This is a genomic window from Spirosoma rhododendri (assembly GCF_012849055.1).
Taxonomy (GTDB): Bacteria; Bacteroidota; Bacteroidia; order Cytophagales; family Spirosomataceae; genus Spirosoma; species Spirosoma rhododendri.
Window position 1 is genome coordinate 256,774 of record NZ_CP051678.1, and the last position, 11,692, is coordinate 268,465.

4 protein-coding genes and 1 pseudogene are annotated in these 11,692 nt (G+C 53.1%); 2 read left to right on the plus strand and 3 right to left on the minus strand.

From position 1 onward, the window contains the following. Positions 1 to 7: 7 nt before the first annotated feature. Together HH216_RS25360 and HH216_RS25365 are read left to right on the plus strand one after the other, a co-directional pair. Positions 8 to 1,006 carry a hypothetical protein gene (locus HH216_RS25360; protein ID WP_169553690.1) on the plus strand — a complete coding sequence of 333 codons (999 nt, stop codon included), beginning with the start codon at positions 8 to 10 and terminating at the stop codon, positions 1,004 to 1,006. Positions 1,007 to 1,320: 314 nt separating this feature from the next. Beyond that, positions 1,321 to 2,208 (plus strand): DUF5694 domain-containing protein, encoded by an 888-nt coding sequence (locus tag HH216_RS25365; protein WP_254448899.1) that lies wholly within the window; start codon positions 1,321 to 1,323, stop codon positions 2,206 to 2,208. 395 nt (positions 2,209 to 2,603) lie between these two features. Here the strand turns inward: HH216_RS25365 and HH216_RS25370 are convergent, their stop codons facing one another. From HH216_RS25370 to HH216_RS27030, 3 genes and pseudogenes are all read right to left on the minus strand, one after another. Further along, the gene (locus HH216_RS25370; RefSeq protein ID WP_169553692.1) at positions 2,604 to 3,674 is read right to left on the minus strand and encodes a PDDEXK nuclease domain-containing protein; all 1,071 of its coding nucleotides are present in this window, start codon (positions 3,672 to 3,674) and stop codon (positions 2,604 to 2,606) included. A 428-nt stretch (positions 3,675 to 4,102) separates the two neighbouring features. After that, positions 4,103 to 10,549, minus strand: coding sequence for a putative Ig domain-containing protein (locus tag HH216_RS25375; protein ID WP_254448882.1), 6,447 nt, complete (start codon positions 10,547 to 10,549; stop codon positions 4,103 to 4,105). 18 nt (positions 10,550 to 10,567) lie between these two features. Next, a pseudogene (locus HH216_RS27030) lies at positions 10,568 to 11,227 on the minus strand (LamG domain-containing protein); the annotation flags it as partial. Between the last annotated feature and the right edge of the window lie 465 nt (positions 11,228 to 11,692).

Genomic DNA, 11,692 nt, shown 5'->3' on the forward strand with positions numbered 1-11,692 from the left:
TTTACTTATGCTTTCCCGCCTATTGGCCATCTCCTGGCTATTACTTTGTTTACTGATCAACGCGAAAGCCCAAACACAAAAGCCATTCGATCCGGCCAGCGCAAAGCCCACGCTCGGTATTCCTCCGACAAAAGTGATGATCTTCGGCGTCTGGCATCTCGACGCGGCAGCCGATAGTTTCAAGGTGGCCTGGCTGGAACCCATTCTTTGCCGACTGCGAACCTATAAGCCTGATGTTATCCTGACCGAGGCCATGCCCGGCGAGCAGGTCATGGGTCTGGAGGCCTACGCAGCCTATCACGGTAACGCTGGGCAGTATGGTGGGCCAACCCTGGAGATGGCAAAGACGGCGCAAGCTCAGTTACAGCTCTCAGCCGCTCAAGCCTTGGTGCGGGCTGATAGTCTAATGGCAAAAGGCAATCTGACCCCCGCCCAGCGCCGTCAGCTAGCCGTCTGGTTCGTGGCCGCAGCGGAGCCCTTCTCGGCCACGGTACAATGGCTGCGGCTGGCGCCCGCCGAACGCATCGCGGAGGATGGCGTTTCGGCCTCGCTGGTTAAACGACTCAACCGATTTGCCGGGCTGCGCAGTGAGCTGACCTCAATAGCCGCCCGACTGGCAGCTGATGTGGGTTTAGAGCGGCTCTACGGCGCGGGCGATCACGCCAGTGATGTATCCCTACCTGCTGACGCAGACATGGCCGCAGCGGTGGCGGCTGAACCGGGCTTGACAGATCTCTTCAACCATCGCACGGCTGCCTTTGCGGCCGTGCCCGAGGATACCATGAAGCTACGCTCAGCGGATCAGGTGATGCCCCTTTTTAAATGGAAGAACTCAGATAGGTTCGGAGCCCTGGATGCCGACGCCCAATGGTTTTCGATATTACGCAGTAGGAAGATGGGTCGGTTGGGTCGGCAGCGGGTAGCGGCCTGGGAGGCCCAGAATTTGCAGATGGCGGTAGCCATTCGGGAGGCGACGGCTCCAATTGCTGGGGGCGGGCCCTGTTGATCGTTGGTGCGGCCCACAAGCCGTTCATCGAAGCCTATCTGCGGAGCTTCACCGATGTGGAGATTGTTTCGGTGCCGGCCCTATTGAATTCCCGGACCGGTGATTGTCCGAACTGACAATTAGCTTCTAGTTCTCTCGATTGCTCCCATTCATAGCGTATCATAGGTGGGGGCTTCGTCTTTTGAGCCCACATTCAGTATTAGTGCAGGAGTTTGTTTTTATTGCGGAGCGGCTATTGACTAGCCGCTCTTACCAAGTGACTTGCCCTCAAATTTACAACTGCGTTCTCCCGTACCACAAAAAGATCTCTTTTGATGATTCTCCTGATGAAAAGATGCTCATTACTCACAGTCGTTTTACTGCTCCTATACTCGCTCAGTGAAGCACAACCGCTGAAAAATCCGGATTCCTTTCTGATCAAAAACGACCCTTTACCGGCCGTGTTTCTAGTAGGCAGTTTTCATTTCGCTTATTATAACATGGATGCCCATACAGTGTCAAAGGACAAGCAGATTGATGTCTTATCGCCACAGAAACAACAGGAAATGGCCCGGTTAGTGGCTTATATTGCCCAGTTTAAACCGACTAAGATTGTTGTGGAGGCTCGCAATAGTGCCAAACTGGGCCAGCGATACCGGCGCTACAAAACAGGGCAGGCAGCTCTGGCGCGGGATGAGATCGACCAGATCGCCTTTCGCCTGGGTAAGCAATTTAACCTGGATACGCTCTATGCCGGTGACGCTCCGGCTGTTGACGACGAGATGCTGGCCTCAGCCGATTCAGTAGCCTTCAAAGCCTATTTAGGCCGTATCTTCGAGGGATATGACTTCAAAAGTGAAGATACCTTGTCAAGACGGTACATGGCTTATTTTAATTATGAGACCGACCTCACGACACGGCTTTCGCTACTCGACTATTTTGCTTATACTAATTCGACCAACGTACTGATCCGGGAGTATGGAGCCTATTTGAGCGGAGACTTCACGCTAGGTACCTACCGGGGCGCTGACGCGTTGGCATTATATTGGTATGACCGTAATCTGCGAATCTTCCGCAACATTCAACGGATAACTACCTCGCCCAGCGACCGGATTCTCGTACTCTTTGGCCGGGGGCACATCAGCTTATTAAATCAGTTATTTTCAGCCACGCCGGCTTATAAGTATATTCGGTTTAACGACTTACCGAAGGGAGGAAAGTGAAGTAAATATGACTGGTGAGACTGACTAGGGGGCGAAAGTAGCTAGTTGTCCCACCCAAGGGGTATAGTGATCGAACCGCCTGCAAACTCGGCTTCGATCATACCGGCGAACCGGCCGGATGACAAAGTGGCGGCAAAGCCATAAAAATTTAGCCAATCGGCAAGGGTGGCTACCGGGCTGAACGATGAGCAGACCCGAATTAAGCGACTGCAGGAAAAAGCTCAAAGATGCTCAACTTGACCGTACGGCCGAAACCATGCGATATATTAAAAAAGTAAGTTGGCATTGTTTGCGACCAGTTGAGTTGGACAAATAATAAAAATTAGTGTATCACAAAAACGCTCGCCTGTGAGACGGAGGGGTATTTATGTATATGATTGTTTCAGCATACAGTCTCATCTGACGCTATCGTCTGCTTCTGCGGAGTCATCTTCTTGACGTAACCGTTCCTCAATCTCTTCTATGGACGGTAAGGTGCTTTGCAAGTCAGTTGGTAGGGCCTCCATCAACCGGTACTCACTGATGCCGATTGGCTTGTTTATGTCCCTGAGGGCGTATTCGGCCATCAGCTGGTCATGACGACGGCAGATCAGCAGGCCGATACTGGGGTTATCAAACTCGCTTCGTAATTGATCATCTACGGCCGAGAGATAGAAGTTTAACTTGCCCACAAACTCGGGCTCAAACTCGACTACCTTCAACTCAATCACTAGATAGGAACGAAGCTTCAGGTGATAGAACAATAGATCTAGGACGAATTCACGGCCGGCTACCTCAAGAGGATACTGACGCCCCACAAAGGCAAAGCCTTTGCCCAACTCGAGCATGAACTGAATCAGATGATTGACCAGGCCCTCTTCCAGATCCCGCTCCTTGTACTTCTGGGTTAAACTCAGAAAGTCGAAGAGGTAGGGGTTTTTCAGCGACTGCTGGGCCAGATCAGATAGGGGTTCGGGTAGGGTTCGCTCAAAGTTGGAGATGGCCCGGCCAGAGCGTTGTTTGTAGTTCGACTCAATCTGCTGAACCATCACATCCCGTGACCAGCCATTCTCGACTGTTGCCTGCATGTAAAACAAGCGTTCATCCAGGTTCTTTACTTTGTCCAACAGGGTAGTATGGTGGTACCAGGTCAATTTTGCAGGCGTCGCCTGCAAAATTGACTCTCCGCCAAACTGGTGGTCTGGATAAGCGGCCGCAAAGGCCTTCATGTACCGCAAGTTGCGGGGCGACATGCCCTTCATGGTAGGAAACTCCGCTTTTAGATCAGCGACCAATCGATCGACAACTTTCTGTCCCCACCCCTGTCGTTTTTCCTGCTCGAGGATAATGGTGCCGATGCGCCAGTACAGTGCCAGTAGTTCAGCATTGGCGGCAAAAGTGGCCCGTAACTGAGTGGTTCGGATTTCACGTTTGAGTTTATCCAGCAGTTGGATGTAGCCAGCTGGTTGGGTATTGGATGGAAGCATCAACGTCGATACGGATTGATCGGGATCGAAGTTACCAGTAAAAGGGCTATGATGCGGTTACGATGGGTCGATTTAGGCTGTAAGCCAAACAGTGGGCCAACTCATTGACGGACTAGCCAAGCCTTCAGAGACCGTTACTGGTACCAGTTGATTAGTTAAGTAGGTGCTTAAGCAGAACGTTGTTTAAAACTAAACATCCCGCTCATGCGTGTGCTTCATAAAACGGGCGTTTTAAAAGATAAACGTGCACCCGCTACTACATTGAGTAACTCATCTATATAGCCTTATTGAGATAACCTCACTACGTCTACAGCACCCAAACAGAAGTACAATTCGGCCGAATCGCTGATAGACATTCCTGAGCAAGAACAAAAAAAGCCCAGCCTGTTCAGACTGAGCTTTTTACTGTTTTCGAACCTATTAAACCCTTACGGCCGGAGCAATTTGATCTGCTGCTGCTGAGCTGGCGTACTGACACGCAGTAACAGCAAGCCCTGACTGCGGCCCAGAGGCAAGCTTAGCCGCTCGATAGTAGCCGCCTGAGGGATCGACTGCTGATGCACAGCATGACCCAGCAGATCCACAATCTGCACCTGCACGGGCTGACCCTCAGCACCGCTGATTAACACCTCAGTCGACTCGCCAGTCACCGGGTTACCCAAAACGGTCACCTGTAGTGGACGGACCGTTTCGAGAGCGCCCTGACGGCCGTTCGGATTACAGCCTTTCAGCCATTCGTAGCGGTAGCTAACGACGGTACCGCCCTGCTCCGCCACTAGTGTAATCGTCGGGTTATCAGTATAGACCCGCAGACTGTAAGGACCCAGAGCCGTGGTCGTTGACATCTCATTAACAATCGAGAAGCTGATCGGTGTACCGCTTGCTCCACTGTAGATAGGGGTAAAGCGCACCCGGCGTTCAGCCCCCGCCAGCACCTCACAGTTTACCGTGTTAACGCTGGCGATAGCAAACGTACCCGGTGTCGGGTTCGGGGTTGGCATCGGCGTGGTTTGGGTTGGCGCTACAACTGTCAGCTTGAAGCTGGTAGTCACTAATAAGCCCCCGGCGTCGGTCGCTGTTACCATAATTACTGACTGGTCAGCCAGCATCGGCATCCCAGTGATGGTGGTTGAACCCGCTGTGAAGTTCAGGCCCGCTGGCAAACCACTGACGCTGATAGTTAACGCGTCGTTGTTGGCATCGGTAAACGTACCGGCTGGTATCGTCAGACTGTAGTTCTGTCCTGTTGTAGCCGACTGGTCAGTCAGCGCAACGGCCACTACCGGTGCCACATTCGTCGGCGTTGGGTTTGGCGTCGGATTCGGATTGACCGGTGTAGTCGTACCGCAGCCCGCCAGCCAGTTATACTGATAACTTACCGTTGCACCCGACTGGGTAGCCGTTAACGTCAACGTAGGGTTATCGGTATACACCCGCAGCGCATAAGGTCCAGGCGCCGTGGTTGACGCCATTTCGTTTTTCACCGCGAAGGTAATCGGCTGTCCATCGACACCCGTGTAGAGCGGCATGAAGATTACCCGGCGTTCACTGGCCGATACGACCTCACAGTTTACCGTGTTGACGCTGGCGATGGCAAACGTACCCGGTGTTGGTGTCGGGGTGGGTTGCGTTGGCGCCACGATTGTTAGTCGGAAACTGGTACTGACCGACAAACCACCCCCATCGGTCGCCGTAACCTGAATCATCGACTCACCAGCCTGTGCCGGTGTACCCGTGATCGCGCTGAGGCTGCTCGAGTAGCTCAAGCCAGCGGGTAGATTACCTACGCTAAGTGTCAGTACGTCGCCGTTGGCATCACTAAACGTATTGCGTGAGATATACAGCGAGTAGCCCCGCCCTACCGTCGCTGTCTGGCTGGCCAGCGGAATGGCGACCACCGGTGCCACGTTCGTTGGTATCGGATTTGGGGTTGGCGCTGTCGTACCACAAGCAGCCAGCCAGCTGTATTGATAGCTTACTGTCGATCCCGATTGGGTTGCCAGCAGCGTTACTACCGGGTTGTCCATGTACAGGCGCACACTGTATGGACCAGCCAGGGTCGTCGGCGCGGTTTCGTTTTTCACCGAGAAAGCAACCGGCTGTCCATTCAGGCCACTATACTGGGGCATCAGGCTTACCCGGCGCTCACCAGCCGATACGACCTCGCAGTTCACCGTCGTCACACCGGTAATCGCAAATGCACCCGGCATCGGTGTTGGGGTACTAACAGACGAGCTTACATTCAGGCTAACAAGTGTCGATACCTGCAGGCTACCCGGATCGATGGCCGTAAAGGTCACTTGGCTAACACCCGCCGTTGAGGGCGTACCACTGATACGACCGCCCGTCAGGCTTAGGCCAGCCGGTAGTCCCTCGGCGTAAAAACTCAGCACCTGGCCATCCGGATCGGCGAAGTATGCCGTCAGGTCAAGCTGGTAGGGCTGATTTTGAATCAGTTGTTGAGCCGGGATACTCGTCGCTACCGGCGGCCGGTTTTCACCCGTGTTGCCCGAACAAACAGCCCGCCAGCTGTAGGCAAAGCGTGCTTCGCCACTACCGACCTGCGCGGCCACCAGCGTAATCGTCGGATTATCCGAATACAACCGCAGTGTGTAGGGTGCAACAGCGTCGGTAGGCAGTTTTTCGTTGATGACCGAAAAGCTCACCGGTGCACCCGTTAGTCCACTATAAACGGGCGTGAACTTAACCGAATACTCACCCCGGCTGGCGTTGACCAGCAGACAACTGACCGTGTTGACACTGGCGATGGCAAAATCGCCGGGACGGATGCTAACGACCAGTGGGGTTGCGTCCGTACTGGTGCAGGCACCCACTGTGCAACGGGCCGTCAGTGTGTAGTTAGCCGGTTGCGCGAGGGTGTAAAGAGCCCCGTCAGCGACACCTGTTCCGCCCTGTACGTTCCAGCTAATAGTTCCTGTGCAGCCCGAAGCCGTTACCTGAACAGGGAGCTTCTCCGTTACCAATGCACTAGCCGTCAGCGTGGGCGCTTTAATTTCGCTGTTTAGTTCGACGGCCGTCGTCGCGACGGCAGCACAACCATTTTCGCCCGTCACTGTTACGGAGTAAACTCCAGCCGTGGCTACCGTAGCCGTATTACCGCCGTCGATCTGTAGGGCACCCGTCGAGAAGCGATAGGTTCCTGTTCCACCGGCCGTCAGCGTCGCTGTCGGTTTGGCGCATGTCAGCGGACCGTTACTGATCAGGCTAACCACAGGTAGATCGGTATTCGCCTTCACGGTACTTTGCGCCGTGGCCGTGCAGCCATTAGCCGCCGTCACCGTTACTGAATAAACGCCTGCCGCGCTAACGGTGGCCGTGTTTCCGGTCTCAATCTGGGCAGCCCCCTGACTGAAGCGATAACTTCCTTTACCCGTGGCCGTCAGCGTAACGGCTGCGTTAGCGCAGGTCAACGGGCCGCTATTACTCAGCTCAGCCGTTGGCACTGCCTGATCGCCGGTCACCGCCGTACTGGTTACGGCGGTACAACCATTGGCGGCCGTGACAGTCACTGAATAGATGCCGGCTTCCCGTACTGTAGCCGTAGTCTCGCCCAGTACGGTAGCCCCTATACCGAACCGATACGTTTTACCGCCGCTGGCGGTGAGCGTCACGATTGGCCGATCGCAGGTCAGTGGACCGTTGCTGGTCAATCCGGCCGTTGGCGCTGTCTGATCGCCGGTCACAGTGATTTGCTTGGTTGCCAAGCAGCCGTTGGTCGCCGTTGCTTTTACGGAGTATACACCCGCTTTGGTTACCATGGCGGTGTTACCAGACTGCGTGTCCACTCCGCCATCAAACTGATACGATACGCCACCCGTAGCTATCAGTGTAACGCTGGTTTTCGCGCAACTCAGGGGTCCATTACTAGTCAGCGTGACTACTGGTAGTTGCTGGTCAGCTGCTACCGTGGTTTCAGCCGTAGCTGTACACCCATAGCCATCCGTGATCGTTACCGAATAAACGCCCGCAGCGCTTGCTTGAGCGATACCGTAGGCAGCTTTGGGATCAACCAGGCCAGGCCCACTATAGGCGTACGCAACCGATGCACAGTTGAGTAAGGTCGGGCTGGCCGTTAGTGTCACGACTGGTTTAACACAGGTAATTGGGCCATCGTTGGCCAACGTTACTTGCGGGGCCGCAGCAAAGGCTGAAACCGCTACTGCAGCTGTCGCTACGCAACCTTCGCCAGTCGTTACCGTCACGGTATATTCACCCGCTTTACTGACGGTAAACACCCCGGTTGTGCTCGTCTGCCCATCACTCAGTGCGTAGCTTACGCCCCCCGTTGCCGTCAGTGTTACCGTTGGCTTAGCACAGGTGATATAACCATCGGCGGTTAGCGTAGCGGCCGCAATAGTCAGGGCACCGTTGACATACTTGATTGCATAGTTGTCACTCTCGGCCCCCTGGACGATGATCGGATAGGTACCGGCTTGTGATTCCGCCGTGGCTGTCGTTGTAATAGTCGGCTGCTTGATCAGATTTAACGCTGTTTCACCATTAACAAAGCCAGTGTAAATTAACGTCAGCTTCGGCATAGCGCTTCCGTTCTCACACTGATTGTCAGCCCGAATAGTCAACGACGCCGGTTTGATAACCAAGGTTTGTTTCACGCTGAGAGCAGGGGTATAGATTGCGTTCCCTTTCTGAGCCGCCGTAAAGTCGACCGTACCCACCTTGATGATTTGGACAGTACCATCAGCATCGACCGTCGCCACCGCGGGGTTACTCGACTCATAGCGAATCGGCAGCTCCGACGACGCAACGGCACCCAGCTTGAAATCAGTGTTTCCGTAGGTCTTCTCCGAAATGGCGTTGAACGTAATTGTCTGTGTGTTCTGCGTTCGGGTAACCGTCAGCGTATAGATCTTCACGGTTCCATCCTGAGCCGTCACCTCGATCTTGATCGTATTGCTGCCCACTGACAACGGTACGCTGAACGCTGCCTGATTTGTAACTGTCTTGCCGTTGATTTTCACCGTAGCGTTGGGATCGACGGTCGGCGTCAGGCTGATACGCTCAGTAGCGTATACGACATCAGCTGAATAAGTCAATGTACCCGGTGCAAACGCTGGCGTCAGCGAGCCTCCGCTGATTACCAGATTACCGATGCTATTGTCGTTAGAAGCAGCGGGCTGCGTCAGCGTGTAAGCAACTGTTTTCTGACAACCGTTCGCATCAGTCACCGTAACTTTATACGTACCAGCAGATAATCCGCCTGCCGTTGCGCCTGTTCCACCCGACGACCAACTGTAGGTGTATGGCGCTGTTCCACCACTGACCGATGCCGTTGCCGAACCATCCGATGCGCCATATGCCGATGGGTTGGCCTGCGAGCTCGTAATCGCCAGTACGGCTGGCTCCGTGATCGTAATCATACGTGTGGCCTGACAGTTACTGGCATCGGTCACTTCTACCGTGTAAGCACCTGCCGATAATCCCGTAGCCGTAGCAGACGTACCACCCGAAGGCGACCAACTGTAGCTATAACTACCTGCACCTCCACTCACCGACACCGTTGCACTACCGTTGCTACCACCGTTACAGGCAACATTAGTTTGCGTGGTTGGCATAATGGCTATGTTCGTCGGCTGGGTAACACTGATAGTGAGCGATCCTGTGCATCCCTTCGCATCAGTAATGACTACTGTATAAGCGCCAGCAGCCAGTCCCATCCGGTCCTCGGTTACAACATTATTTCCCCAGTTAAAGGTGTAAGGAGACGTTCCTCCGACCGGTGTCAGGTTGATGGCCCCATTACTAGCCCCGTTACAGGCTAGGTTAGTTACGACGCTCGTCCCACCAACCGCTGAAGCAGGCTGGGTAACGGTAAAGTTACGTGTAGCGGTACAGCCGTTGGCGTCAGTGATGATTACCGAGTACGTACCCGCAGCTAGTCCCGTCCGATCCTCAGTAGTAATCCCCCCACCCCAGTTAAAGGTATAAGGTGTCGTACCACCGCTGGGTGTCAGGTTGATCGAGCCATTGCTAGCACCGAAGCAACTTACGGACGTTGCAACACCTGTTCCGCCGACAGTCGAAGCGGGCTGAGTAACGCTGATGTTGAGCGAAGCGGTACAGCCGTTAGCGTCAGTGATGATTACCGAGTACGTACCCGCAACCAGCCCTGACCGATCTTCGGTGGTGATGCCCCCACCCCAGTTAAAAGTGTAAGGTGCCGTACCACCACCAGGCGTCAGATTGATGGCCCCATTACTAGCCCCGTTACAGGCTATGTTTGTCACAACGCTCGTCCCACTAACCGCTGAAGCAGGTTGAGTGATTGTGAAGGTACGCGTCACCTGACAACCATTCGCATCGGTAATCACTACCGAGTACGTACCCGCAACCAGCCCTGCCCGGTCTTCGGTAATAATTCCCCCACCCCAGTTGAAGCTATAGGGAGCGGTACCTCCGCTAGGCGTCAAATTAATCGAACCATTACTGCCACCAAAACAGCTCACGTTGGTCACCACACCCGTACCGCCGACAACTGCAGCTGGCTGAGTGATCGTGTATCCTTGTGTGGCGGTACAGCCCTGAGAATCGGTGACGATAAGGGAGTAAGTACCCGCTGCCAGGCCGCCGATAGCATTCGTACTATTAGCCGTTGGCGTCCATGAATACGAATAAGGAGCAATTCCACTCCTAACATTAGCGGTAGCCGACCCATTAATACCACCAAAGCAACTTACATTCGTCTGCGTCGGAGTAATGACTGGTGCATAGTTACCTAGTCTACCGTCAAAGCCATTTGGACCGTAATCCTTCAGTACGTCCATGCAGTTGATCCCCGCATCAATCGGATAGTAAGCATGAATACCGCTACTGTTTGCAGCGATGGGTGCATTCATGTTGGCTTGAATCTGTGCCTGCGTACGCTCTACATTCCAGAATCGCAATTCATCGAAAGCTCCTTTAAATAATTCGGGTTGGAAGAGGCTCCCTCCCTCATCTTCGGCTGTACCTATCTTAAAGTCCAGCCCAGTAGTAGCCGTATTTATTGCATTACCGGTGAAACCAATCGAAACACCGTTAATATAAATCTGGGTATTCGTTGCCCCCATCACAAACGCGACATGGTACCATGTTCCGGTCTGGAATGAATAAGGTCTTGTTAGATAGCTACTTCCGTTGAATAACCCGATTTTTTGCAGGTTGTTGTCTATATGTAGACTGTATCGTGTTGTTGTGGCACTTCCGCCAGATCGCACTGCCACTATACAAGGATTAGCCGTACGACTATTAGCAACCCAATCAGGTCGTAACCACAACTCAACCGTACCAACGGTAAAATCCATACCGGGTTTGAAAGGCACACGGGCATACTGATTGACCCCGTTGAAGACTAGTGGGTTAGCTGGTAGACTAGCAACTGCCTTACTGCTTGGACTATTAATCGACGGTTTAGATAATTTGTCGGTTGGCAACCTAATTGAAGGTGGCATGTCCCATGCTACTACACGCATCGACAGCAACAAACACCACAACAGAAGTACGTGGCGTATACTCGGTTTGTAAACGAACGGCATATATAGGGTGATTGGTAAAAAAGTGAGTTGTACTTTCCAAGTTCCTATCTCAGAATCCCAAAGAAGTAACAACCACCAACATTACACAACTTTTATGCCCTATAAGTATATAGAATTAAAATAATGAAAACTTGTTAGAATTAACACCGCCTAATAGATAACTACCTCTAGACTTTAGCCAGTAGCAAGCAAAATATAGTTTGGCCAGCAATATTATCAAACTCCCGAATACTACTTAGCCGGCTTGCTTGAGCTTCTAATACATAAAAAGAGGTCAGGGAAACCACCCGCCCGACTCTGACCAAACCGAGAGTCAATTAAGACCTTGATATGTTAACGTTATAACGCTAGGGCATCGATTCGTACTTGAATGGTGCGTTGTAGGCTCAACGTTACCTTTTTCCATAACACTGTCAGGGCCTATACAGTGAAGTAAACTGGTCGACGGCGGGTAACGGCAACTTA

Bases quoted from the DNA above. Each gene is read 5' to 3' on its own strand.
- HH216_RS25360 (WP_169553690.1), top strand. From the start codon at position 8: ATGCTTTCCCGCCTATTGGCCATCTCCTGGCTATTACTTTGTTTACTG.
- HH216_RS25365 (WP_254448899.1), top strand. From the start codon at position 1,321: ATGATTCTCCTGATGAAAAGATGCTCATTACTCACAGTCGTTTTACTG.
- HH216_RS25370 (WP_169553692.1), bottom strand. From the start codon at position 3,674: ATGCTTCCATCCAATACCCAACCAGCTGGCTACATCCAACTGCTGGAT.
- HH216_RS25375 (WP_254448882.1), bottom strand. From the start codon at position 10,549: ATGAATGCACCCATCGCTGCAAACAGTAGCGGTATTCATGCTTACTAT.